The sequence below is a fragment of the Caulobacter sp. GW821-FHT11E10 genome (assembly GCF_058808375.1).
Genome location: NZ_JBXARP010000010.1, coordinates 25,523 through 48,617, shown reverse-complemented (window position 1 = coordinate 48,617; position 23,095 = coordinate 25,523). Strand labels below are relative to the sequence as shown.

The 23,095-nt window shown below is 67.7% G+C and carries 23 protein-coding genes and 1 pseudogene; 14 read left to right on the top strand and 10 right to left on the bottom strand.

What is annotated here, in order from left to right; genetic code table 11:
• Window positions 1-2: 2 nt before the first annotated feature.
• Window positions 3-905, bottom strand: coding sequence for a class A beta-lactamase (gene bla / locus AC1RRV_RS20380; RefSeq protein WP_492861480.1), 903 nt, complete (start codon window positions 903-905; stop codon window positions 3-5).
• 98 nt (window positions 906-1,003) lie between these two features.
• On the opposite strand from bla, the gene AC1RRV_RS20375 reads away from it, so the two are divergent.
• A complete protein-coding gene (locus tag AC1RRV_RS20375; RefSeq protein WP_492861479.1) occupies window positions 1,004-1,873 on the top strand; it encodes a LysR family transcriptional regulator in 870 nt (289 codons plus the stop codon).
• A 186-nt stretch (window positions 1,874-2,059) separates the two neighbouring features.
• Entirely contained in the window at window positions 2,060-2,629 is a 570-nt protein-coding gene (locus AC1RRV_RS20370) for an OmpA family protein (protein WP_492861478.1), read from the top strand.
• A gap of 117 nt (window positions 2,630-2,746) precedes the next feature.
• Here the strand turns inward: AC1RRV_RS20370 and AC1RRV_RS20365 are convergent, their stop codons facing one another.
• Window positions 2,747-3,544: an SDR family NAD(P)-dependent oxidoreductase gene (locus AC1RRV_RS20365; RefSeq protein ID WP_492861477.1), complete on the bottom strand. Its 798-nt coding sequence runs from the start codon at window positions 3,542-3,544 to the stop codon at window positions 2,747-2,749.
• Window positions 3,545-3,646: 102 nt separating this feature from the next.
• On the opposite strand from AC1RRV_RS20365, the gene AC1RRV_RS20360 reads away from it, so the two are divergent.
• The gene (locus tag AC1RRV_RS20360; protein ID WP_492861476.1) at window positions 3,647-4,159 is read left to right on the top strand and encodes a winged helix-turn-helix transcriptional regulator; all 513 of its coding nucleotides are present in this window, start codon (window positions 3,647-3,649) and stop codon (window positions 4,157-4,159) included.
• Window positions 4,160-4,252 (top strand): annotated as a pseudogene (locus AC1RRV_RS20355) (hypothetical protein); the annotation flags it as partial.
• Here the strand turns inward: AC1RRV_RS20355 and AC1RRV_RS20350 are convergent.
• Both AC1RRV_RS20350 and AC1RRV_RS20345 read right to left on the bottom strand, forming a co-directional pair.
• Window positions 4,253-4,522: a GNAT family N-acetyltransferase gene (locus AC1RRV_RS20350; protein ID WP_492861475.1), complete on the bottom strand. Its 270-nt coding sequence runs from the start codon at window positions 4,520-4,522 to the stop codon at window positions 4,253-4,255.
• 173 nt (window positions 4,523-4,695) lie between these two features.
• Window positions 4,696-5,880: an acetyl-CoA C-acyltransferase gene (locus AC1RRV_RS20345; RefSeq protein WP_492861474.1), complete on the bottom strand. Its 1,185-nt coding sequence runs from the start codon at window positions 5,878-5,880 to the stop codon at window positions 4,696-4,698.
• 303 nt (window positions 5,881-6,183) lie between these two features.
• Here AC1RRV_RS20345 and AC1RRV_RS20340 point away from each other — a divergent pair, with 303 nt between their 5' ends.
• A complete protein-coding gene (locus tag AC1RRV_RS20340) occupies window positions 6,184-6,684 on the top strand; it encodes a winged helix-turn-helix transcriptional regulator (RefSeq protein ID WP_492861473.1) in 501 nt (166 codons plus the stop codon).
• Between the two features lie 21 nt (window positions 6,685-6,705).
• Here the strand turns inward: AC1RRV_RS20340 and AC1RRV_RS20335 are convergent, their stop codons facing one another.
• From AC1RRV_RS20335 to flgK, 6 genes are all read right to left on the bottom strand, one after another.
• The gene (locus AC1RRV_RS20335) at window positions 6,706-6,849 is read right to left on the bottom strand and encodes a hypothetical protein (RefSeq protein WP_492861472.1); all 144 of its coding nucleotides are present in this window, start codon (window positions 6,847-6,849) and stop codon (window positions 6,706-6,708) included.
• Window positions 6,850-6,859: 10 nt separating this feature from the next.
• Window positions 6,860-7,315, bottom strand: a complete 456-nt coding sequence (locus AC1RRV_RS20330; RefSeq protein WP_492861471.1) for a DUF4126 family protein — start codon at window positions 7,313-7,315, stop codon at window positions 6,860-6,862.
• 60 nt (window positions 7,316-7,375) lie between these two features.
• Window positions 7,376-7,717 (bottom strand): gamma-glutamylcyclotransferase family protein, encoded by a 342-nt coding sequence (locus AC1RRV_RS20325; RefSeq protein WP_492861470.1) that lies wholly within the window; start codon window positions 7,715-7,717, stop codon window positions 7,376-7,378.
• A gap of 9 nt (window positions 7,718-7,726) precedes the next feature.
• Window positions 7,727-8,941 (bottom strand): tRNA 2-thiouridine(34) synthase MnmA, encoded by a 1,215-nt coding sequence (gene mnmA, locus AC1RRV_RS20320; protein WP_492861469.1) that lies wholly within the window; start codon window positions 8,939-8,941, stop codon window positions 7,727-7,729.
• Window positions 8,942-9,016: 75 nt separating this feature from the next.
• Window positions 9,017-9,940 (bottom strand): flagellin, encoded by a 924-nt coding sequence (locus tag AC1RRV_RS20315; protein WP_492861468.1) that lies wholly within the window; start codon window positions 9,938-9,940, stop codon window positions 9,017-9,019.
• Between the two features lie 3 nt (window positions 9,941-9,943).
• On the bottom strand, window positions 9,944-12,055 hold the full coding sequence (flgK, locus tag AC1RRV_RS20310; RefSeq protein WP_492861467.1) for a flagellar hook-associated protein FlgK: 2,112 nt from the start codon (window positions 12,053-12,055) through the stop codon (window positions 9,944-9,946).
• Between the two features lie 402 nt (window positions 12,056-12,457).
• On the opposite strand from flgK, the gene AC1RRV_RS20305 reads away from it, so the two are divergent.
• From AC1RRV_RS20305 to flbD, 9 genes are all read left to right on the top strand, one after another.
• Complete coding sequence (locus AC1RRV_RS20305; protein WP_492861466.1) at window positions 12,458-14,548, top strand: flagellar hook-length control protein FliK; 2,091 nt, start codon at window positions 12,458-12,460, stop codon at window positions 14,546-14,548.
• Between the two features lie 14 nt (window positions 14,549-14,562).
• Window positions 14,563-15,279, top strand: a complete 717-nt coding sequence (locus tag AC1RRV_RS20300; RefSeq protein ID WP_492861465.1) for a flagellar hook assembly protein FlgD — start codon at window positions 14,563-14,565, stop codon at window positions 15,277-15,279.
• A 119-nt stretch (window positions 15,280-15,398) separates the two neighbouring features.
• Entirely contained in the window at window positions 15,399-17,171 is a 1,773-nt protein-coding gene (flgE, locus tag AC1RRV_RS20295) for a flagellar hook protein FlgE (protein WP_492861464.1), read from the top strand.
• A gap of 168 nt (window positions 17,172-17,339) precedes the next feature.
• Window positions 17,340-17,621, top strand: coding sequence for a CtrA inhibitor SciP (sciP, locus tag AC1RRV_RS20290; RefSeq protein WP_492861463.1), 282 nt, complete (start codon window positions 17,340-17,342; stop codon window positions 17,619-17,621).
• Between the two features lie 265 nt (window positions 17,622-17,886).
• Window positions 17,887-19,539 carry a flagellar basal-body MS-ring/collar protein FliF gene (gene fliF, locus AC1RRV_RS20285; RefSeq protein WP_492861462.1) on the top strand — a complete coding sequence of 551 codons (1,653 nt, stop codon included), beginning with the start codon at window positions 17,887-17,889 and terminating at the stop codon, window positions 19,537-19,539.
• Window positions 19,539-20,561, top strand: a complete 1,023-nt coding sequence (gene fliG, locus AC1RRV_RS20280; protein ID WP_492861461.1) for a flagellar motor switch protein FliG — start codon at window positions 19,539-19,541, stop codon at window positions 20,559-20,561. Before fliF ends, fliG begins: the two co-directional genes overlap by 1 nt.
• Before the next feature lie 10 nt (window positions 20,562-20,571).
• The gene (locus tag AC1RRV_RS20275; protein WP_492861460.1) at window positions 20,572-21,207 is read left to right on the top strand and encodes a FliH/SctL family protein; all 636 of its coding nucleotides are present in this window, start codon (window positions 20,572-20,574) and stop codon (window positions 21,205-21,207) included.
• Between the two features lie 28 nt (window positions 21,208-21,235).
• Window positions 21,236-21,568, top strand: a complete 333-nt coding sequence (gene fliN, locus AC1RRV_RS20270) for a flagellar motor switch protein FliN (RefSeq protein WP_492861459.1) — start codon at window positions 21,236-21,238, stop codon at window positions 21,566-21,568.
• 26 nt (window positions 21,569-21,594) lie between these two features.
• Window positions 21,595-22,968 (top strand): sigma-54-dependent transcriptional regulator FlbD, encoded by a 1,374-nt coding sequence (flbD, locus tag AC1RRV_RS20265; RefSeq protein WP_492861458.1) that lies wholly within the window; start codon window positions 21,595-21,597, stop codon window positions 22,966-22,968.
• The last annotated feature ends 127 nt before the right edge of the window (window positions 22,969-23,095 follow it).

The following is a 23,095-nucleotide window of genomic DNA, read 5'->3' as shown; positions in this document are numbered from 1 at the left end:
AACTACGTCCCGAAGCCCGCCGCCACGATCGCGCGGGCAAGCTGTGCATGCACGGCGCTACGGGCGTCGTCGTCGGACGAGCCGCCGTCATGGAAGGCGGCGATCAGGACCGGCTTGCGGCCGGGCGGCCAGGCGATGGCGATGTCGTTGGTGGTGTCCCGGCCGTTGTTGCCGGTCTTGTCGCCGATCCGCCAGTCGCGCGGGAGCCCGGCGCGCAGCCGCTTGTCCCCGGTCCTGTTGGCCACCACCCAGTCGGTCAGTTGCTTGCGCGAGGCCGGCGTGAGCGCGTCGCCCAGCAACAGAGTCTTCCAGGTGGCCAGGATCGCGGCGGGCGTCGTGGTGTCGCGAGGGTCGTCGGGCGCGCCGCCGTTCATCGCGGGCTCGTAGCGGTCCGACCGGGTCACGCCGTCGCCGATCGCTCTCAGGAAGCGGGTCAGGCTGGCGGGGCCGCCGCCCACGCCGCCCAGCGCGTCGAGCAGGAGATTGGCCGCCGCGTTGTCACTCCAGGTGATGGTCGCTTCGCAGAGCTCGCCGACGGTCATGCCGACGCCGACATGCTTCTCGGTGACGGGGGAATTGCCCAGCAGCACGTCGCGGCCGTAGATGATCTTGCGGTCCAGGCGCTCGCGGCCCTGGTCCACCCGGCGCAGGGCGAAGGCGGCCAGCGGCATCTTGAAGGTGCTGCACATGCGGAAGCGCTGGTCGTCGCGCCAGGCGAAGCGACGGCCCGTCTGCGTGTCGAGAACGGCCACCCCAAGGCGGCCGCCGCTGCGCTTCTCCAATTCGTTAATACGTGAACTAAGGTCAGGCGTCGTGCTGGCGCTGGCTCGCGTCGCGAGGGAAGCGGCGGGCAGCGCGGCGGGCGTGGCCGCCAGGGCCGTGAGAAGCGTTCTGCGATCGAGCATTGATAAGGTCTCCTTGCCCGCCGAACCTGCCTGGGGCTGGTCTCGGTCACAAACGACGATACCTTGGCGGAGCCATTAGCTGAATTAGGGTCTTGCCCGTGAGCCGCGCCCAATTGCCCCTGAATGCCCTGCGCGCCTTCGAGGTCTCGGCCCGCCATCTGTCGTTCACGCGAGCGGCCATCGAGCTGTGCGTGACCCAGGCCGCGGTCAGCCACCAGGTGAAGGGGCTGGAGGCCCGGCTGGGCGCGGCCCTGTTCCGCCGCCTGCCGCGGGGCCTGGCCCTGACCGATGAAGGCCTGGCCCTGCTGCCATCGGTGCGCGACTCGTTCGACCGGCTGGGCGACACCCTGGCCCGCTTCGAGGGCGGCCGGGTGCTGGAGGTGCTGAGCGTCGGGGTCGTGGGCACCTTCGCCGTCGGCTGGCTGCTGCCGCGTCTGCCAGCCTTCCGTGAGGCCCATCCGTTCATCGACCTGCGGATCTTCACCAACAACAACCGCACCGACTTGGCAGGGGAGGGGTTGGACTGCGCGGTGCGCTTCGGCGACGGGGCCTGGCACGGCACCGAGGCCTCGCCGCTGTTCGAAGCGCCGATGAGCCCGCTGTGCGCCCCGGTGGTGGCCGAGCGGCTGACCGATCCGACCGCGCTGTTCGGCGAGACCCTGCTGCGCAGCTATCGCGCCGCCGACTGGCCCGACTGGTTCGCCGCCGCCGGATTGTCGCCGCCGCCGATCCGGGGGCCGGTCTTCGACAGCTCCTGGGTGATGGTCGAGGCGGCCGTTCAAGGGGTCGGCGTGGCCCTCGCGCCCCCCATGATGTTCGAGCGCGATCTGCGGCAGGGGCGGCTGGTTCGACCGTTCCCGACTCAGGTCAGCGCGGGGCGATATTGGCTGACCTGGCTGAAGTCCAAAGCCCCCAGCTCGGCCCTTCGAACCTTCGAAACGTGGCTTTTGGGGGCTTCGAACGAATAAAAATTGTTCGGAACCAATTCAAAAAGGAAGCGCTCGCGCGCGGTATAAAGCGTAGCCGGATCAACGGTATAGCTTGACCCGGAAGTGCCGGAATCGCGCCCATCTTTGGCCAAGTTCCGCTTGACGAAATGCAACGGCGAGCGTTGCAGGACGCCTCGCATCCCCTACTCCAAACGAGACCCTAAGATGATAGCAAGCACGAAGACCATGATGGTCGCCGCCGCCCTGGTGATGGGCGGCCTCTCGGTCAGCGGCTGCGCGACCAAGAAGTTCGTCAACCAGCAGGTCGGTCAAGTCGATGCGCGGGTCAGCGCCCACGACACCCAGATCGGCGAGCTGGACAAGACCGCCAAGGACGCTCTCGAGCGCGCCACGGCGGCCGGCAAGCTGGCCGAGGGCAAGTTCCAGTACGCCCTGGTGCTCAGCGATGATTCGGTGAAGTTCCCGGTCAACGCCGCGAACCTCTCGCCGGAAGCCGAGCAACGCCTGGCCGAATTCACGGACAAGCTGAAGAACGACAACAAGAACGTGTACCTGGAAATCCAGGGCCACACCGACAACTCCGGCGCCCCGACCTACAACGAGGAACTGGGCGAGAAGCGCGCGGAAACCGTGCGCAAGTTCCTCAGCCAGCATGGCGTGGCCCTGAACCGCATGGCCACGATCTCGTACGGCGAAGACGCCCCCGTGGCGCCGAACGACACGCGCGAAGGCCGGGCTCAGAACCGCCGCGTCGTCGTGATGGTGCTCAGCTAGTTTCGCGTTCCAGGACGTCTTTCACTGGCCGGCATCAACCCAGTGAAAGGCCTCCAGGGCGAACTCGCCGGCGCGGGAGTGAGCGCCGCGCCGGCGAGCTTTCCGCCCGCGGTAGCGTCAGGCGGTCTTGAACCTGTCGGCCGGATAGCGGCGTGACAGGTTCGGGGCCAGCTTGCCTCGCGCGCCTTGGTAGGCGTCCCAGTCTGCCGGATCCGGCAGCGACGGGATGGTGACCAGTTCCCCCTGATCCAGTCCCGCCAGCGCCGCGTCGACCAGGTCGTCGACGTCCATCACCATGTTCGGGTCCAGCTCGTTCACGTCGCGGCCGGCCCGCTCCCAGATCTCCGTGCGGGTCGCGCCCGGCAGCACGGCCTGCAGCCGCACGCCGGCGGGGAACTCCTCGCGCAGGGCCTGGGTCAGATACAGCACGAAGGCCTTGGTCGCGCCGTATACCGGCGAGCGGAACTCGGGCATCAGGCCGACGACCGAGGCCAGGTTGATGATCGTCCCGCGATCGCGCGGCACGAACGCCGACGAGGCCGCCTGGGCCAGGCGCGCGACGGCGGTGACGTTTAGCTGAATCAGGCGGTCGATCGCCTCGCGATCCCCCTTGGCGAAGTCCGCGAAGCCGGCCGCCCCGGCGTTGTTGACCAGGATGTCGATGGCCTGATCGGTGGCCAGTCGCTCCTCCAGTTTCACGAGGTCCGCCCTGTTCGTCAGGTCGGCCTTGATCACCTCGACCTTGACGCCGGTCTCGGCGCGCAGGCGTTCGGCCAGGGCGTTCAGGCGGGTCTCGTCACGGGCCGCCAGAATCAGGTCGTGGCCGCGCTTGGCCAGGCGATCGGCATAGACCGCGCCGATGCCGGCCGAGGCGCCGGTGATCAGAGCCGTGCCTTTGGCGTCGCTGTCGCTCATCGTGGTAGTCCTCAGTTCTCTTGCCGAGGCCCCAGCGGTCCGGCGTGTCCTCTAGCTATGATGTAACTTGCAAATCGCAAGTGACTCACCAGATTATTCGTCATGAGCAAAGCTGAACGCGCTCCCACCCAATGTCCGGTCGGCCGCACGCTGGAGCGGGTGGGTGATGGCTGGACTTTCCTGATCCTGCGCGACGCGTCCCACGGGCTGACCCGCTTCGACCAGTTCGAGAAGAGCCTGGGCGTGGCGTCCAACATCTTGACCAAGCGCTTGGCCACCCTTGTCGAGAACGGGCTGTTGGAGAAGCGCGCCTACAGCCAGCGGCCGCCGCGCCACGAGTATGTGCTCACCGACCTCGGGCGCGACTTCGGCGGCGTGCTGACGGCCATGCTGGCCTTCGGCAACCGCCACTTCGCGCCCGAGGGAGCGGCGGGCCAACTGGTCGATCGGGAGACGGGTAAGCCCGCCGAACCGATCCTGGTCGACCGGGTCAGCGGCAAGCCGATCACGGAGGCCGACTTTGCCTATGCGCCGGGACCGGCGGCGGGGGCCGAGGTTCTGAACCGGGTGGCCTACATCGCCGAGCGCCAGGCCAAGGCCGCCACGGAGGGCTGATCCGCCGACGGCTGGGAAAGCCCGGTGGTGTTCCCGGGCGTGGCGGGCAGCTTCGAGAGCCCGCCACCGGCGGCGTCGGTCGCGCCCAAGTAGCTAGGCGATCAGGTCCGGATCGTTCCGCCTCAGCCAGGCGGCCGCGTAGGAGCATAGCGGGGTGATCCGCATGCCCTCGGTTCGCGCGGCCTCGGCGACCTTGCTCATCAGCCGCCCGGCGGCGCCCGTGCCGCGCAGGGCCATGTCGGCCTCGACGTGCGGGATCACCAGGCGGTGGCCCGAGCGCTGGTAGTCGGCCCAGGCGAGCGCGCCGTCGACCTCCAGTTCGTAGCGGCTGTGTTCGGGGTTGTGGCGGAAGGTGTCGGTCATGGGTTTTCCAACGCGGGCCGGCGGGAGGCGTTGCGAAACATAGGGATCCTCCCCCCAGCGGGGGAGGTGTCGGCGGAGCCGACGGAGGGGGAGAAGGCCGGGTCAGCAGAACTTCCCCCACCGGCGCTTCGCGCCACCTCCCCCGCTAGGGGGAGGATTTGTGTAGCTGAGCCCTAAACCAGCTCGATCGCCATCGCCGTGGCTTCGCCGCCGCCGATGCACAGGCTCGCCAGCCCCTTCTTTTTACCCCGCGCCTGCAGGGCCGAGATCAGGGTGCAGAGGATCCGCGCGCCCGAGGCGCCGATCGGGTGGCCCAGGGCGCAGGCGCCGCCGTTGACGTTCAGCTTGGCCGGATCGATGCCCAGTTCCTGCTGGGCGATCATGGCGACCACGGCGAAGGCTTCGTTGACTTCGAACAGGTCGACGTCGGCGACCTCCCAGCCGGCCTTCTTCAGCGCCTTGCGCATGGCCGGGACCGGGGCGGTGGTGAACAGGCTCGGCTCGTGGGCGTGGGCGGCGTGGCCGACGACCTTGGCGACGATCGGCAGGCCGAGGGCCTTGGCGACGCTCTCGCGCGTCATGACCAGGGCGGCCGCGCCGTCGCTGATCGAGGAGCTGTTGGCGGCCGTGATGCCGCCGTCGCGGCTGAAGGCCGGACGCAGGGTCGGGATCTTGGCCGGATCGGCCTTCAGCGGCTGCTCGTCGGTGTCGACGACCTCGGTCCCCTTGCGGGAGGTCACCGTCACCGGGGTGATCTCGGCCTTGAAGGCGCCGCTCTCGATGGCGTGCTTGGCCTTGGCCAGGCCTCGGGTCGCGTAGTCGTCCATGGCCTCGCGGCTGAACTGGTATTGGGCGGCGGAGTCCTCGGCGAAGGCGCCCATCAGCTTGCCGGGCGTGTAGGCGTCCTCAAGCCCGTCCAGATACATGGAATCCCACATCTGGTCGTGGCCGATGCGGGCTCCGCCGCGGTGCTTGGACATCAGGTACGGCGCGCCCGTCATGCTCTCCATGCCGCCGGCCACGACGACGTCAACGGAGCCCGCCGCCAGGGCGTCGTGCGCCATGATCGCGGCCTGCATGCCGCTGCCGCACATCTTGTTGACCGTGGTGGCTTCGACGGAGAGCGGCAGGCCCGCGCCCAGCGCCGCCTGGCGGGCCGGGGCCTGGCCCAGGCCGGCCGGCAGCACGCAGCCCATGATGATCTGCTCGACCTTGTCGCCCGAAACGCCGGCCCGCTCGATGGCCGCCTTGACCGCCGCCGCGCCCAGATCCGTCGCCTTCACCCCGCCCAAGGCGCCCTGAAAACCGCCCATCGGCGTGCGAGCGAAAGAGACGATGACGACGGGATCGGCGGACATGGATTAGGCTCCCTGGGGCAGATTTTGCGGTGAGATAGGCCTTCATCAGCCGCTCGCGCGCAAGAGGCTTGCGAGAATGTGATGGGCTAGGGGCGAGGCCTCGTCGACGGGGGATCGCCGACTCGGCCTCGCGGAACGTCGCGAAGACGCTCCATCCTTAGAAAAATGGGATCCGCCGGCAGGCCGGACAGATCCCAGTGTGCAATAACCGAGAGAGTCAATTGCGAATAAAAACCTACTATGGTTCATCTTCAAACGCAACGGTCTCTTGCTTTCCCCCGCGGAACGCCGCACCCTGCCAAAATGGGCCGCACTGCTGACTATACGAACGAACGTTGCTCGGTCGCCGCCACCCTTGAGGTCGTGGGTGATCCGTGGACCTTGCTGATCCTTCGCGACGCCTTCGCCGGGGTGAAACGCTTCGAGCAATGGCAGGAGCGGTTGGGCGTGGCCCGCAACGTCCTGGCCGCGCGGCTCAAGACCCTGGTGGGTCATGGGGTCATGGAGACGAAGCGCTATTCCGAGCGCCCGCCGCGCCACGAATACTGGCTGACCCAGAAGGGCCTGGCGCTGTCGCCGGTGCTGCTGACCATGGCCGAGTGGGGCGATCGCCACGTCTATGGGCGCGACAAGTCGCCGGCGCTGTTCCGCCACAAGTCCTGCGGCTGCGCGTTCCATCCGGTGCTGGCCTGCGAGGAATGCAGCGCGGTCGTGCAGCGCGGCGACCTTGAGCGCGCGCCGCAGCCCGAGCTCATGCCCACCGTCGGCGAGGCTCTCGAAGCCTCTCGCATCGCGGCCGAATAGCCCTTCGACCGCTCGCGCCGCCTAGTCGGCGATCCCGCCCCGCAGCGGATCCTCGCCGGTCAGGTCCTTGATGTGCCGGCGCTGACGCCGCACGCCCTCGGCCGTGACCTTGGGCTCCGGCTTTTCCGGTGGCTTGGGTTCGGGCGCGGGCTTCTTCAAATCCATGACGGCGTCCTCAGCGAGGGGGCAGGGCGCGAGTAACCAGCTGGGCCGCGCCGACGGTCAGGGCGTCCTCGACGAGGCCCGTCGACGTCTGGCCGAACCGGCGCATGGCCTTCATGCGCGCGCCGAAGGTGAGGTAGGCCGCAGCGACCGCCGCCGTCGCGCCGACCACGGCGCCCAGCACCAACCATTTGCGCGGCGCCAGGGCCGCGCCGGCCAGACCGCCGGTGACGACACGCGCGGCGATGCCCGCCGGTACGATCCGGTCCGGCGCGGAGGGCAGCTTGTCGCCCCACAGCTCCCCGGCCGCGAGGGCCTTGGAGCCGGCCGCGACCCAGGGCTTGGCCAGCCAGCGCGCGGCGCGGTTGTCGGCGGCGAGGTGGCCGCTGTGCGCGGCCTCGCTGACGGCGGCCAGCGGCGTCATGGAGCGGGATCCGGCCGAGAGGCCGATGAGGAGGGATCGAAGCATGCGGGTCTTCCGTCTAGGGTTCTCATTCAGAACCCTGGACGTGCCGGTTCGATCCGACGCCTAGGCCTTCACGTAGACGAAAGCGTCCAGGCCCGAGCCCAGGACGACGGCGATGCGCTTGTAGTCGGCGACCTCGTAATCGTCGGCGGCGGCCAGCTCCTGGGCGGTGATCTCGAAGACGGCGCCGGCGACGGCGTCGGCCGGGTCGTCGCTGGGGGTGACGATCGGGTGGAATTCCTGACCACTCGCGGCCAGCACCGCCGGATCGGTGATCCGCACCATGGTCTTTCTGAAGCCGGGCAGGGTGTCGGCCTGTCCGTTCAGGAGCCGTCCGAAGGTTTCGATCTGGACGCTCTCCTGTTGCAAAGTGCCGTAGGAGAAGAGGCGGATCGCTTCGGACATCGAGGGCTCCTAGGTGAGGTCCATCTGTCGGACCGTGCCGGCGATGAATCCGCCGCCCAGCACGCGCTCGGGATCGGCCGGATCGTAGAGCACGCAGGCCTGGCCCGGCGCCACGCCCTCCTCGGCGCCGTCGAACAGGACCGCGATCGCGCCGTCCTTCACGGCCAGGCGGCCGGAAACGGGTTCACGGGTCGAACGGACGCGGGCCAGCACGGGCTGACCTTCGGCGGCGGCCGCTTCCAGGCTGTCCTGCCCGCCCAGCCAGCTGCCTTCCTTGAGGGTCAGGGCGGCGGTCAGCAGGGCCTCGCGCGGGCCAACGATGACCTGGCGCTTGTCGGCGTCGATCTTGACGACGAACAGCGGGTCGCCGACGGCGATGTTCAGGCCCCGGCGCTGGCCGATGGTGTAGCGGGTCACGCCCTCGTGGCGGCCCAGCACCCGGCCGTCCAGGTGCACGACGTCGCCGGCCTCCGCGCCTTGCGGGCGGATGCGGTCGATGACCGTGGTGTACTTGCCCTCGGGCACGAAGCAGATGTCCTGGCTGTCGGGCTTGTCGGCGATGGCCAGGCCCAGGCCCGTCGCGACGGCGCGCACGGTCGGCTTGTCCATGCCGCCCAGCGGGAAGCGCAGGAAGTCCAGCTGGTCGCGCGTGGTGGCGAACAGGAAGTAGCTCTGGTCCTTCGCCGGATCGGCCGCGCGGCGCAGCTGCGGGCGGTTGCCGCCACCGGCGAAGGCGCGTTGCACATAGTGACCGGTGGCCATGGCCTCGGCGCCCAGGTCACGGGCCACGTCCAGCAGGTCGCGGAACTTGACGGTCTGGTTGCAGCGCACGCACGGGATCGGCGTCTCGCCGCGCAGATAGGCGTCGGCGAACTCCTCGATGACCTGCTCGCGGAAGCGGCTTTCGTAGTCGAGCACGTAGTGCGGGATGCCGATGCGCTCGGCCGCCTGGCGGGCGTCCAGGATGTCCTGGCCCGCGCAGCAGGCGCCCTTGCGCGAGATCGCCGCGCCGTGGTCGTAGAGCTGCAGGGTCACGCCGACGACGTCGTAGCCGGCGCGAGCCAGCAGGGCGGCGGTGACGGTGGAGTCCACACCGCCGGACATCGCCGCGACGATCCGCGTACCCTCCGGCAGGCCGACGGCCGCGCGCACCTGTTCGACCGCGCGCGCGATGAGCGTGTCGGCGTCTTGAGGGGCGGGGGAGGTCAGCAGCTCGGCGTTCATCGCCGCCATATAGCGGTTAGGGAGCGGCTTTGCGAGGTTCGGACGCAGCGGCGCGGTGACGCTGGCGTCCGCGCCTTACTTCAGCACGTTCAGCAGCGACGAGGCCTGCAGGCTGCTGAACACCTGGGCCGAGGCCTGGACGGCCAGCTTGGCGGCTTCCAGGCGGGTGACCGCGTCGGCCATGTCGACGTCGGTGATGCCGCCGACCATGGTGGTCAGGGTGTCGGCCTGGTTCGACAGGTCGCTCTCGGCGGACTCGAAGCGCTTCTGAGTGACGCCGTTCTTGCCCTGGACGTCGATCACGTCCTTGTAGGCCAGGTCGAAGGTCGGCAGCAGGCCCTTGAGGAAATTGACCTGGGTGTCGGTCAGGTTTCCGGTGAACGGGCCGTTGGCGTCGACATAGGCCTGCACCTGCTTGAAGGCGTCGAAGACGGCCGTGCCCAGGTTGTCGCCCAGGATGCCGGTGTCGGCGCTGGTATGCTCGTCGACCCGGTTGCTGGTGATGTACTGGTCGTTGTGGAACAGCGAGGCCGTCGAGGGGGCCAGGGTCAGGTCGGCCATGGTGGCGGCCGAGGTGGTGGCCGTTTCGGTCTGGGCCCCGGAGAAGACATAGAGGCCGTTGGACTTGGTGTTCACGCCCTGGACGACCTCGCCGAAGCTGGCCGTCAGCTGCTGCATCAGGGTGGCGGCGCTGCCGGCGGCCAAGGAGTTGGCGATGGCCTCGCGCGCCTCCTTGGTCGCGTCGGCGACGCGGCCGATGCCGGTGTTCTGCATTTCGAGGCGGTTGCTGACCAGCTTGGTCTGGTCGAGCAGGCCGTTGATCCGGGTCTGGGTGCCGCGCATGGCGGTCAGGACCTCGGCGTTCTTGGCGTAGCCCTTGAGGTCCGTGGCCACCTTCTGGCTGGACACCTGTCCGCCGACGTCATTCTGGCGGATCTGCGCCTTCATGAGGTTGGTCGTCATGATGTTGTAGTTCTGGACGGTCGAGACGCGGGTCATGGCTTACCCCAGAATTCCGGTGAGCACGTCGAACATGTCCTTGGTCGCCTGGATCAGGCGGGCCGAGGCGTTGAACGCTTGCTGATAGGTGGTCAGGTTGATCAGTTCTTCGTCGAGGTTCACGCCCTCTTCCGACTGGCGCTGGCTGTTGACCTCGCTGGACACCGCATCGGCGGCGTCCTTGCGGCTTTCAGCGGTGTTCGCCTTACGGCCGATCGAGCCGCTGAAGTCCGCGGCGTAGCGCGACAGGCTCATGGTCACGGCCGTGGCGTCGCCGGCGGCGGAGAAATTGGTGGTGTTCTCGCTGGCCTTGGCCAGGGCCAGGGCCCCGCGACCATCGCCGATGGCCAGGGCCGGAAGGCCGCCGACCGCCTGGCTCAGGTCAAGCTTGGCGAAGGGAAGCAGCTTGGGGTTCTGGTTCATCGCCGTATTGACGAAGAACTTCTCGCCGCGCGTGCTGCGCTCGGCGGGACCGATGCCGAAGAGCCGGCTGGCCGAGGGGCCGTTGAGGCCGCGCTCGGTCGTGTCGGCGACGATCGACATGTTCACCGGCGTGGTGGAGTTCGAGGCGAAGCTGATCTGACCCTTGTTGTTCATGGAGAACTGGCCGTAGAGGCCCACGCCCGAGGCGCGCGAGTTCAGGGCGTCGAGCAGGTCCTGCATGTTGCCGCCGAGCGGCGGGGTCACGACGACGTCGCGGATGCGGCCGCCTTCGACGTCCGTCAGGCGGATGGTCATCTCGCCCGCGGTGAAGCCGTTCGGATCGCCCGCGGTCAGGCCCGTCTCGTAGGGCGAGAAGCTATTGGTGCGGATGATGTCGTTCAGGCCGAAATAGTGGCTGAAGCCCTTGCCGGCCTTGGTCGCCGGCGTGGTGGCGTCGTCGGCGATCGCGACGCCCAGGCCGCCGTTGCCGGTCAGGGTCAGGGCGCCGGTCGAGAAGCCCGCGGTGCCCTGGCCGCCCATGGCGGTGTTCAGCCTGGACACGAAGTCGGCCGGGGTGAAGGACGGGGCGGCCACGCCGTTGACGGTCATGGCCCCGGTGTCGAAGTCGACGTCGATCCGGCGCTGGATGACGCCGCTGCTGTCGGTCAGGGTGATGGTCGTCTTGCCGGTGAAGCCGGTGACCGCCGCCTCCGAATCCAGGCCGGTGTTGCGGCCGCTCATCAGCGCGGGCGCCGGCACCGACGACGCGGCGTTGGCGGCGCGGTTGATTTCCTCGGCCGCGCGCGAGGTGAATTCGCCCAGCTGGTCGGAGAGATTGACCAGATCGGTGTTGCGCGCCTCCATCAAGCCGCGGATCTCGCCGCTGGAGATGTTCAGCGGCGTCGGCATCACCGAGCCGTTGGCCAGTTGCACGGTCAGGTAGCCCGTGGCGGTCGGCGAGGTCTGGTAGGTGATCCGGGCGGCGCCGTCGCCGGCCAGGTTCAGGCCTTCGGTCGAACGCACGACCACGCCGCCCGTATTGCGGGGGCCGATCTGAACGTTCATGAGCTGGGACAGCTCGTCGATCAGGCCGCTCTGGACGTTTTCGGCGCCGGTGGCGTCGGCTCCGGCCACCTTTGCGCGGGTGATGTCGGTGTTCAGCGCGTCGATCTGGCTCAGCAGGTCATTGACCCGGTCGACATCGGCCGAGATGCGGGTGTCGGCGTCCTTGCCCAGCTTGGACAGCGACGAGGTGATCCGGCTCGACTCGGCGAGGAAGTCGTCGATGCGCGTGAGCGCCTGGGTGCGCAGCAGGGTGGAGGAAGGATCGTCCTGGGCCGAGGAGAAGGCGGCGAAGATGTCGTCGAGGGTCGAGAAGAAGCTGGTGTCGCCGCTGGGGTCGCCGAACAGCTGCTGGGCGTTGTTCAGCGCCTCGGACAGGACGGAGGCCCGGCCGAGATCCGAACCGGAGTTCAGGCTGGCCGACTGCAGGAAGCGGTCGGTCGCGCGCTTGATAGCGTCGATGCTGACGCCGACGCCCATGCCCGCGGACAGCAGGTTCGACTGGGCGATCGTCTTGCGGACGTAACCCTTGGTATTGACGTTGGCGATGTTGTCCGACGTGACGCGCAGACCCGTCTGCGCGGCCATCATGCCGGACGTCGCCGTGTTCATGATCGCGTTTAGCGACATGCGGAGACTCCCTTAAGCCCGGCAAACCGCGCAACACATGACGCGCCCTTGCCCGGCGAAACTTGCCGGGCGGGGGAGGGGGTCAAGCCCCTGATTTGTGCCAAGCCATTGAAATTCATGGCGATATGTTCCGGTGGTCGGAAATTCGACAACTGGCTATGCGCAAGGACGGCGCCAACTGGCCCCGCGACGCGCCGACGCGGCAAACCCCGTCCCTCACGACCGGAAGGACTCGGCAAAAAGCGCCGCACAAGGCCTATTTTTCTTCGTAAACAAGCCATTAAAATGAGTATAATCAATATGTTGTGCGGATTTTCCGAGTTGGCCCGACCGTTGCTCTAGGAAGTTCCGACAAGGGCGCGTTCGTCATGGACCGCCAAGCCAACCGAGCAACGACTGCGAATGACCGCGATCGCCGCATCCACCGCCGCTCTTCCCGCCGCGCCGATTTCGGCCGGTGGCGCCAAGGCGTCCAACGACGCCTTCGACGCCCTGCTGGCCGTCGCCGGCAAGAACGACGACACGCCCGCTCCCCGCGCTCAGGCCGCGTCGCGTAAGGAGTCCAAGAGCGACGCCCGCGACGACGCCCGTGACGCCAAGGCGACCGACAAGGCCGCCACCAAGACCGACAAGGCCGACGCCAAGGCCTCCGCTCGCGCCGACAAGGCCGACGACCGCGCCGCCGACAAGGACGCCAAGGTCGAGGACAAGGCCGAGACCAAGTCGACCGCCGCCGCCGACAAGTCGGACAAGGCCGCCGCCAAGACGGAAGCCAAGACCGGCGCCGACGACGACAAGGCTTCGGACGAGGTCGTCACGACCGAGGCCGCGGCCCAGGCCGCCGCCACGCTGATCGCCGCCATGACCGTTCCCGTGCAAGCGCCGGTCCAGGTGATCGCCATGACGGACGCCGAAGTCGCCGTTGAGCCGACCGCCGTCGACCAGGTCGCCGAGTTCGCCGCCGCGGTGGAAACCGCCCAGGCCGCTCCGGTCGCCGCCGAGCCGGTCGCCGAGACTGTCGCCGAGACGGTCGTCGAGACCGCTCCGACGGCGCAGGCGGCCCCGACCGCTGAAGTCCTGGCTCAGGTTCAGGCCCAAGCTCAGGTTCAGGTTCAGGTCGAGCCGACCGTCGCCCAGCCGACCGCTCCGGCCGCCGTCCAGGCCGCCGCGATGGCCTCGACGGTCCAATCGACCCAGGCGCCCGTCGCCGCGCCGCTCGAAGAGACCGTCGACACCGACGTTCAATCGACCCCGGTTCTGGCTCAGGCCACGGTCACGGCCACGGCCCCCGCGCCGGCCGCCCAGGCCAAGTCGGCTCCGGCCGCCGTGGCGCAACCGGCGACCCAAACTGCTCAAACCGTCCAGGCCGCCGCGCCGGAAGGTCAGGCCGTCGACGCCGCCGCTCTGGAAGCCCTGGCCCAACTGGCCGTCGACGAGGCCGCGCCCGTCGTTACCAGCGAACTGGCCGCGCCGAAGACCACCGACGCTCCGGTCGCCGCCACCAACACCGCTGAAGCCGCCAAGCCGGCCGAAGCTCCGAAGACCGCCGTGGCCCAGGCCAGTGTCCAGGCGCCGACCCCGGCCGCCGCTCCGGTCGCCCCGGCCCCCGTCGCCGCCGCCGTGGCGCAGGCCGTGCCGGTCGCCGTCCAGGCGGTCGTCGTCGAGACGGTGCCGCCGGAGGCCGCTGAGGTCGCCGTCGCCGCCGAGGCCGTCGCTTCGGACGCCGCTTCCACCACCAAGACCGCCGAGGCTCCCAAGGCCGCGTCGACGCCGCAGGCCATCCAAGCCAAGGTCGCCGACGCCGTCGCCGTGGAAACCGCCCAGGCCGTGACCGCCGTCGCCGCCGAACAGGGCGCCAAGGGCGAGACCTTCACCGACGCCAAGGGCTCGGACACCGCCGCTGTCGTCTCGATCGACGCGCCGGCCGCCGCGGCCGCCCCCATCGACACCAACGCCCTGGCCGCTACGGCTCCCGCGGCTCAGGCCCAGGCCGCCAGCGCTCCGGCTCCCGCCGCCGCTCCGGCGCCGGTCCGGGGTTCGCCCGAGACCGTCGCGGCCCTGTCGGCCGAAATCCTCAAGCGCGCCGACAAGACCACCCGTTTCGACGTCGCCCTGACGCCGGACGGCCTGGGCAAGGTCGACGTGCGCATCGAAATCGGCCGGGACGGCGTCATGACCGCCTCGATGCGGTTCGACACCATCCACGCCGCCCAGGAACTGCGCGGCAAGGCCAGCGAACTGCGCCAGGCCCTGACCGACGCCGGCTTCAACGTCGCCGACAACGGTCTGAGCTTCGACGTCTCCAGCCAGAACAACGGCCAGAGCCAGAACCCCTTCTTCGCCTTCGAAGGTTGGAACGACCAAGGACAGCGCGCCTTCTCCGGCCGCGCGTTCAAGGCCGCCATGACCGCCGAAGAAGAGATCGCCATCACCCCCGAACTGCTGCCCGGCCTGAAGACGGTCTCGGACAGTGGTTTGGACATCCGTATCTAAGGAAGGGCCGAGCCATGGCTACCGCCGTCTCGTCGCAGAACACCTCGTCGGTCCTTGATAAGATCAGCAACTCCCGCACGTCGCTGGCCACCAACAAGGAGACGTTCCTGAAGCTGCTGACCACGCAGCTGAAGAACCAGGATCCGCTGGCCCCGACCGATACGGCCCAGATGACCCAGCAGATCACGTCGATGACGGGCGTCGAGCAGCAGCTGGTCACCAACGACCTGCTGGCCGCCCTGGTCGGCATGAACACGGGCACGGGCCTGCAGGAAGGCGTCGCCATGATCGGCAAACAGGTCGCGGCCATCACCGACAACTCGACCCTGAAGAACGGCAAGGCGACCTTCTCCTGGACCCAGCCGGGCGCCTCGAGCTCGCTGAGCATCGAAGTCAAGAACGCCGCCGGCAAGGTCGTCCGCACCCTGACCTCGGACGACCAGCGCAGCGGCGACCACGTCATCACCTGGGACGGCAAGGACGACAGCGGCGCCCAGCTGCCCGACGGCGGCGTCTACACCATCGCCGTCAACGCCAAGGGCGGCGACGGCAAGGACCTCAAGGCGACGAACGTCAAGGGCCGCGCCGAAGGCACGGTCACGGCGGTCGACAACTCCACCGGCCAACCGCACGTCATCGTCGACGGCGTGTCTGTTCCGATCGACAGCGTCATCGGCGTCACCGCCGCCGCCGCCAATTCCAACACCCAGGCGAACTCACAAGCCGCCTGATCCACCTATCGAAAGGGCGTCAGAACGACGCCGACGCGGTCCCCGGAAGACGGTCTTCCCACGGACCCAAACGCAAACAGCGCTGAACCCTCGAAACCATTCAACGCAGGAATTCAGTTATGAGCATCAACAGCGCCATGCTCGCCGGGGTTTCCGGCCTGATCGCGAACTCCTCGGCTCTCGCCGCGATCTCGGACAACATCGCGAACGTCAACACGGTCGGCTTCAAGCGCTCGACCTCGAACTTCTCGACCCTGGTCACCTCCGGCAGCAAGAACTCGACCTACAGCGCCGGCGGCGTGAAGGCCCAGACGCACCAGTTCATCAGCCAGCAGGGTCTGACCCAGTCGACGACGTCGAACCTCGACCTGTCGATCTCGGGTTCGGGCTTCTTCGTCACCACCGAGAAGCCGGAAGGCCTCACCGCCGCCGACACCCGCTCGTTCACCCGCGCCGGTTCGTTCCAGCTGGATAGCCTGGGCTACCTGCGCAACGACGCCGGCCTGTACCTGCAAGGCTGGCTGGCCGATCCGGTCACCGGCACGATCACGCCCGATCCGTCGGACCTGATGCAGCTGTCCTCGATCAACGTCGGCACCGTCGGCGGCACCGCCGAGAAGACCACCCGCGTCGGCGTCAACGCCAACCTGCGCTCGGAACAGCCGGTCGCCGCGGCGGTCTCGTACAAGGTCGGCGGCGGCACCACGCCGTCGTTCACCAACGTGCCGGACACGGCCACGCCCCCGGTCAACCACGACTACGACGTCGTCTACAGCTCGACCGGCGTCGCCAACCCGGCCGCCTCGGGCAACAACGAGTACCGGGTCGACATCAAGGAAAACGGCGTCATCGTCGCCACCGGCACGATCGGCTACAACCCGGCGACGGGCGCGGTCGCCACGTCGGACCTCGACTACAAGGGCTCGCCGACCCCGACGGGCAACACGACCACCGTCCGCATCAACGCCGCGGGCGATACCGTGAACCTCTCGGCCCTGGGCATCGTGGGCGGCGCCACCGACGACGCCGACGCCAAGGCCGGCAAGCTGTACGATCCGGCCACCTGGTCGATGTCGGACTACGCCCTGGACAGCGCCACGGGCGTGAAGCCGGACTTTGAAATCCAGATCCCGCTGTCGGACTCCAAGGGCGGCCAGCGCACCGTCACCGTGTCGCTGCTGAAGGCCCCGGGCCCGAACCAGTGGTACGCCGAACTTCGCGCCAAGCCGGGCGATCTGGCCAACAACGCCAACGGCCTGATCAGCTCGGGCACCATCACCTTCACCACCGACGGCAAGCTGGCCAACACCGGCAACCTGTTCGGCACGACGATCCCGACCTCGATCACGGTCATGAACTCGGGTTATGTCGTGCCGGTGACCGTGCCGGTCACCCCGCAGCCGCCGACCTGGGCCGACGGCCTGGGCATCGACACGCAGGAAGTCCAGATCGATCTGGCCAGCGCCGCCGGCGGCCTGACCCAGTACAACAGCCAGTCGGTCGTCCAGTCGGTGAACACCAACGGTACGGCCTTCGGTAACCTGACCAACATCGAAGTGGATGAAGACGGCTATGTCTCGGCCATCTTCGACAACGGCGTGACCCGCAAGATCGCCCAGGCCGCCATCGCCACGTTCTCGAACCCGAATGGGTTGAAGGGCGTCAACGGCAACGCTTACCGCGTCACCAACGAAAGCGGCACGTACAGCCTGAAGGCGCCGGGGCAAGGCGGGGCCGGTTATATCGCGCCGTCGACCTTGGAAGCTTCGACCGTCGACCTGTCGACGGAGTTCACGGGCCTGATCACGACCCAACGTGCTTACTCAGCATCGTCGAAGATCATCACGACTGCTGATCAGATGCTTGAAGAGCTTCTGAACATTAAGCGCTGATCATAGGTTTTAACGTTCTTTAATTCTTGTGTTTCACTCTGAGACACTAGGAACTGCTATAGAGCCATCCCTGTTTAGGCCTTCTTTACTATTGGAATTAAGCCGCTGTTATTGGGCGGCGCCTATAGTGGCCTTCAACAGTGATGGTTGTGGGAAAGGCGTAAAGCCATGTTGCAACAGCAGCGAACGAACAGCCGGGGTGAAAAGTACGTTATCGGTCCGACCGGTGCGCCTTTGACCCTGTCCGATCTGCCGCCGCCGGAGACCCAACGTTGGGTTATCCGCCGTAAGGCCGAGGTCGTGGCCGCCGTCCGCGGGGGCTTGCTCTCGCTCGACGAGGCTTGCGATCGCTACAAGTTGACGAACGATGAGTTCCTCAGCTGGCAGCAATCGATCGAACGCCACGGTATGGCGGGCCTGCGGACCACCAGGATCCAGCAGTACCGTTAAGACCGATGCGGGGGTGCGTTAATGTGACCACCCTCCGTCGCCCCGAAAACCCCGCCGGCCTTGCGCCACAAGGGTTCGAAGACGTTCAGCGGCCGCTCCCGAGAGGGGGCGGCCGCGACGTTTTGGCGCCTATGGAAGCCCTTCCGGCCGCCAAATATAAACGCCTCGTTTACCTTGAACTGGGTAAATCCTGCCTACCGACGGACGGTTCTCGTTCGTTCGTCGGGCGTCCCCATCGGGGTCGTTGATCAGGGGATGGGGCTTCGTGGAAAGCTTTCTGGGTTCAATTCAGCGTTTTGGCGTCGGGCGGTTGGCCGCGATGCTTGGCGTCGGCGCGGGCGTTGTGGCCGTGCTGGTGGCCCTGGTCATGTTCATGGGCAAGGAGCCCAATGAGCTGCTCTATTCGAACCTGGACCTGAAGGAAGCCTCGGAAGTCACCCAGGCGCTCGACCAGGCCGGCATCAAGTACGAGACCAAGGGCGACGGCTCGACGATCATGGTGGCGCGCGACAAGGTCGCCAGCGCCCGTCTGATGGTCGCCGGCAAGGGCCTGGTGAGCTCCGGCTCCATCGGCTACGAAATTTTCGACGGCAGCAGCGCGCTCGGCCAGACCGACTTCGTGCAGCAGCTGAACCGCCAGCGCGCCCTGCAGGGCGAACTGGAACGCACCATCAAGGCCATGCAGGGCGTCAACAGCGTCCGCGTCCACCTGGTCCTGCCCAAGCGCCAGCTGTTCGAGGAAGACGCCGAGCAACCGTCGGCCGCCGTCACCATCGGCGTCGGCCAGCGCGAGCCGGCCACCGACATGGTCCGCGCCATCCAGAACCTGGTCTCCTCGTCGGTTCCGAACATGAAGGCCGAAAAGGTCGCGGTCATCGACCAGCACGGCAAGACCCTGTCGGCCCCGAGCGACGACAGCCTGGCCGGCAAGGAAGCCGCCGACCGCCGCACCGAGGCCGAGGCCCGTATCGCCAAGACGGTCAAGGACATGATCGAAGGCGTGCTCGGCCCGGGCAAGGCGCGCGTCAACGTCACCGCCGATCTCGACCTGAACCGCGTCACCACCCAGGAAGAGAAGTTCGATCCGGACGGCCAGGTCATCCGCTCGGAAAGCACCAACGAAGCGGGCAACAGCGAAACCAAGAACGACGACACCTCGGGCGTCACCGCCACCTCGAACGTCCCCGGCCAGAGCGCCAATGGCGGGTTCCAGCAGCTGGGCTCGCGTTCGAACCAGAACGAGAGCGTCACCAACTACGAGATCTCCAAGTCCGTGACGACCACGGTCCAGGAGCCGGGCAAGATCAGCAAGGTCGCCGTGGCCGTGGCCATCGACGGGATCACCGCGCCGGCCGGCAAGGACGGCAAGCCGGGCGCCTATACCCCGCGCACCGCCCAGGAGATCGCGCAGATCGAAGAGCTGGTGAAGACCGCCGTCGGCTTCGACGCCGCCCGTGGCGACCAGGTCAAGGTCACCAACATCAAGTTCCCGCAGCCCGAGGATCAGGGCCTGGAGAAGCAAGGCCTGCTGTCGGGCTTCGACAAGAACGACATCATGCGCTTCGCCGAGCTGGGCATCCTGGGCTTCGTGGCCCTGCTGATCCTGCTGTTCGCGGTCCGTCCGTTCATCAAGAACCTGTCGACGCCCACCCCGATGGCCCTGGCCGGTCCCGGCCAGCCGGTGACCCGCCTGGTCACCCTGTCGGACGGCACCCAGCAGCAGGTCGTAGTCGACCAGGCGGGCGAGCCGATCGCCATCGCCGGTCCGGCCCCCAGCGACATCGACACCCGTATCGACATCGCCAAGATCGAGGGTCAGGTTAAGGCCTCGTCGATCAAGCGTGTGTCGGAGTTCGTCGAAAAGCATCCCGACGAGTCCGTCGCGATCCTCCGTAACTGGCTGCACGAGTCGACCTGATGGCCATGAAAGCCGCCGTCAATGATGTGAAGAACCTGTCGGGGCCGGAAAAGGCCGCGATCGTTCTGCTCGCCCTCGGCGAGGATCACACCAAGATCTGGGAAGCCCTGGACGACGAGGAGATCAAGGAAGTCTCCCAGGCCATGGCCGGTCTGGGCACGGTTTCCGCCTCGGTCGTGGAAGAGCTGCTGGTCGAGTTCGTCTCGGGCATGAGCTCGACGGGCGCGATCATGGGTTCGTACGAACAGACCCAGCGCCTGCTGAACTCGTTCATGCCGCCCGAGAAGGTCGACGCCCTGATGGAAGAGATCCGCGGTCCCGCGGGTCGAACCATGTGGGACAAGCTCGGCAACGTGAACGAGGCGGTGCTCGCCAACTATCTGAAGAACGAATACCCGCAGACCGTCGCGGTGGTGCTGTCGAAGGTGAAGAGCGACCACGCCGCCCGCGTGCTGGCCTGCCTGCCGGAAGACTTCGCCCTGGAATGCGTCACCCGCATGCTGCGGATGGAGCCGGTGCAACGCGAGATCCTCGACAAGATCGAGATGACCCTGCGCACCGAATTCATGTCGAACCTGGCGCGCACGTCCAAGCGCGACAGCCACGAGATGATGGCCGAGATCTTCAACAACTTCGATCGCCAGACCGAGGCCCGCTTCATCGCGGCCCTGGAAGAGCGCAATCGCGAGGCCGCCGAGCGCATCCGCGCCCTGATGTTCGTGTTCGAGGATCTTTCGAAGCTGGACCCGGGCGGCATCCAGACCCTGCTGCGCGCCACGAGCAAGGAACAGCTGGCCCTGGCCCTGAAGGGCGCCTCGGACAAGCTGCGCGACCTGTTCTTCTCGAACATGTCGGAACGCGCCGCCAAGATCATGCGCGAGGACATGGAGAGCATGGGCCCCGTGCGCCTGAAGGACGTCGACGCCGCCCAGGTGGGCATGGTGCAGGTCGCCAAGGACCTGGCCGCCAAGGGCGAGATCATGCTGGCCGGCTCCGGCGGCGACGACGAACTGATCTACTGAGGAGGATGGCATGAACGACACCCCTCACCGCAGATTTGGCTTCGACACGGTCTTCGACGACCGCGGTGGCTCCTACACGCCGCCGAAGGTGAAGAAGAACTTCACGATCGAAGAGGTCGAGGCGGCCAAGGCCATGGCCTATCAAGAAGGCGAGCGCTCGGCCGTGGCTCGCGCCGAGCAGGAAGCCGCCCACGCCCTGGGCGAGGTGGCTCACGCGGTGCAGCAGGCGTTCAGCGCTCTGACCCACGTGGCGCACGAGCACCGTGAAGGTTCGGCCATGCTGGCCTTGGCCTGCGGCCGCAAGATCGCCGACGCGGCCCTGACCCATTTCCCCGAGGCGCCCATCGTGGCGGCGCTCGAAGCCCTGGCCCGTGAGGTCGAGGCCCAACCGCGCATCTTCGTCCGGGTCTCCCCGGAGCTTGAGGAGCGCACCCAGCAGGCGCTGGAGAACGTGGCGACGCAGATCGGTTTCCAAGGCCAGATCGTCGCCCGCGCCGACGGCGCCATGGCCCCCGCGGCCTTCACTTTCGACTGGGGCGACGGCCGAGCGGCCTTCGATCCAGAAGGCGCCGCCCAGCGCGTCGCCGAAGCGCTGGAAGCGGCCATCGCCGCCGAAGGCCTCCACGCCGAACCCCTGTTCACTTAGCAAGACGACCTAGCGAAGGCTGACCAAGATGGCCGAAGACAATCTCCCGCTCGACGAATTCGGAGGCGCCATGCTGGCCTCCGAAATGCCGGTCGAGCTGAGCGACAAGACCGCCTCCGACCTGGCGCCGGTCTTCGACGTGCCGGTCAATATCTCGGCCGTGCTGGGACGCGCCCACATGTCGGTGGCGCAGCTGCTGCAGCTGGGCCAGGGCTCGATCCTGGAGCTGGACCGCAAGGTCGGCGAGGCGATCGACATCTACGTCAATAACCGCCTGGTCGCCCGGGGCGAGGTCGTCGTCGTCGACGAACGCCTGGGCGTGACCATGACGGAAATCATCAAGGACGGCGACCAGAGCTAAGGCTCTAGTCGATGGGAGAGTAAGTTATGCGGCTTCTTGTCGTCGGAAAACTGAACGGGCAGCTCTCGGTCGCCGTGAAGATGGCGATGAACGCGGGCGCGAAGGTCTCGCACGTCGAAACGGCGGAACAGGCGACCAACGCGCTGCGCGCGGGGCAGGGCGCCGACCTGTTGATGGTCGACTACTCGCTCGACATCGCGGCCCTGATCGCGGCCAACGAAGCCGAGCGGATGCGGGTGCCGGTGGTGGCCTGCGGCGTCGACGCCGATCCGATCCGCGCCGCCGCCGCCATCAAGGCCGGCGCCAAGGAATTCATCCCGCTGCCGCCGGACGCCGAGCTGATCGCCGCCGTCCTGGCCGCGGTGACCGACGACGAAAAGCCGATGGTCGTCCGCGACCCGGCCATGGAATCGGTCCTCAAGCTGGCCGACCAGGTCGCTCCGTCCGAAGCCTCGATCCTGATCACCGGCGAAAGCGGTTCGGGTAAGGAGGTCATGGCCCGCTACGTCCACGGCAAGTCCCGCCGGGCCAAGGCGCCGTTCATCAGCGTCAACTGCGCCGCCATCCCCGAGAACCTGCTGGAAAGCGAGCTGTTCGGCCACGAGAAGGGCGCCTTCACCGGCGCCATGGCCCGCCGCATCGGCAAGTTCGAGGAAGCCGACGGCGGCACCCTGCTGCTGGACGAAATCAGCGAAATGGACGTCCGCCTGCAGGCCAAGCTGCTGCGCGCCATCCAGGAGCGCGAGATCGACCGCGTCGGCGGCTCCAAGCCGGTCAAGGTCAATATCCGCATCCTGGCCACGTCGAACCGCGACCTCGCCCAGTCCGTGAAGGACGGCGTGTTCCGCGAAGACCTGCTCTACCGCCTGAACGTCGTGAACCTGCGCCTGCCGCCGCTGCGCGAGCGTCCGGGCGACGTGCTCAGCCTGTGCGAGTTCTTCGTGAAGAAGTACTCGGCCGCCAACGGCGTGCCGGAAAAGCCGATCTCGGCCGAGGCCAAGCGCCGCCTGATCGCCCACCGCTGGCCGGGCAACGTCCGCGAACTGGAAAACGCCATGCACCGCGCGGTGCTGCTGTCGACCGGTCCGGAAATCGAGGAATTCGCCATCCGCCTGCCGGACGGCCAGCAACTGGCTCCGGCCCCGTCGCCGGATGTCGCGGTCGCCCGCGGCGCCCAGATGGCCGCCGACGCCGTCTCGCGCACCTTCGTCGGTTCGACCGTCGCCGAGGTCGAACAACAGCTGATCATCGACACGCTGGAGCATTGCTTGGGCAACCGCACGCACGCCGCCAACATCCTGGGCATCTCGATCCGCACCCTTCGCAACAAGCTGAAGGAATATTCGGACGCCGGCGTGCCGGTCCCGCCGCCGCAGGGCGGGGTGACCGCCGCCGCCTAAGGAGCCTGCGACGACATGGCTCGGCGCCGCGACCATCCGTCCGGCGCCGAACATGGCTAATTTTGGTTAAGGAGATGGCGGCCGACCGCAAATCGCTTCAAGCGCTGGTCTGTCGACATCAACGGTT

Bases quoted from the DNA above. Each gene is read 5' to 3' on its own strand.
- AC1RRV_RS20325 (WP_492861470.1), bottom strand. From the start codon at position 7,717: ATGTCCGAAGCGATCCGCCTCTTCTCCTACGGCACTTTGCAACAGGAG.
- AC1RRV_RS20315 (WP_492861468.1), bottom strand. From the start codon at position 9,940: ATGACCCGCGTCTCGACCGTCCAGAACTACAACATCATGACGACCAAC.
- fliG (WP_492861461.1), top strand. From the start codon at position 19,539: ATGGCCATGAAAGCCGCCGTCAATGATGTGAAGAACCTGTCGGGGCCG.
- flgE (WP_492861464.1), top strand. From the start codon at position 15,399: ATGAGCATCAACAGCGCCATGCTCGCCGGGGTTTCCGGCCTGATCGCG.
- AC1RRV_RS20305 (WP_492861466.1), top strand. From the start codon at position 12,458: ATGACCGCGATCGCCGCATCCACCGCCGCTCTTCCCGCCGCGCCGATT.
- mnmA (WP_492861469.1), bottom strand. From the start codon at position 8,941: ATGAACGCCGAGCTGCTGACCTCCCCCGCCCCTCAAGACGCCGACACG.
- flbD (WP_492861458.1), top strand. From the start codon at position 21,595: ATGCGGCTTCTTGTCGTCGGAAAACTGAACGGGCAGCTCTCGGTCGCC.
- AC1RRV_RS20335 (WP_492861472.1), bottom strand. From the start codon at position 6,849: ATGGATTTGAAGAAGCCCGCGCCCGAACCCAAGCCACCGGAAAAGCCG.
- fliN (WP_492861459.1), top strand. From the start codon at position 21,236: ATGGCCGAAGACAATCTCCCGCTCGACGAATTCGGAGGCGCCATGCTG.
- AC1RRV_RS20345 (WP_492861474.1), bottom strand. From the start codon at position 5,880: ATGTCCGCCGATCCCGTCGTCATCGTCTCTTTCGCTCGCACGCCGATG.
- AC1RRV_RS20340 (WP_492861473.1), top strand. From the start codon at position 6,184: ATGGGCCGCACTGCTGACTATACGAACGAACGTTGCTCGGTCGCCGCC.
- AC1RRV_RS20275 (WP_492861460.1), top strand. From the start codon at position 20,572: ATGAACGACACCCCTCACCGCAGATTTGGCTTCGACACGGTCTTCGAC.
- bla (WP_492861480.1), bottom strand. From the start codon at position 905: ATGCTCGATCGCAGAACGCTTCTCACGGCCCTGGCGGCCACGCCCGCC.
- AC1RRV_RS20330 (WP_492861471.1), bottom strand. From the start codon at position 7,315: ATGCTTCGATCCCTCCTCATCGGCCTCTCGGCCGGATCCCGCTCCATG.
- sciP (WP_492861463.1), top strand. From the start codon at position 17,340: ATGTTGCAACAGCAGCGAACGAACAGCCGGGGTGAAAAGTACGTTATC.
- flgK (WP_492861467.1), bottom strand. From the start codon at position 12,055: ATGTCGCTAAACGCGATCATGAACACGGCGACGTCCGGCATGATGGCC.
- AC1RRV_RS20300 (WP_492861465.1), top strand. From the start codon at position 14,563: ATGGCTACCGCCGTCTCGTCGCAGAACACCTCGTCGGTCCTTGATAAG.
- AC1RRV_RS20350 (WP_492861475.1), bottom strand. From the start codon at position 4,522: ATGACCGACACCTTCCGCCACAACCCCGAACACAGCCGCTACGAACTG.
- AC1RRV_RS20360 (WP_492861476.1), top strand. From the start codon at position 3,647: ATGAGCAAAGCTGAACGCGCTCCCACCCAATGTCCGGTCGGCCGCACG.
- AC1RRV_RS20365 (WP_492861477.1), bottom strand. From the start codon at position 3,544: ATGAGCGACAGCGACGCCAAAGGCACGGCTCTGATCACCGGCGCCTCG.
- AC1RRV_RS20370 (WP_492861478.1), top strand. From the start codon at position 2,060: ATGATAGCAAGCACGAAGACCATGATGGTCGCCGCCGCCCTGGTGATG.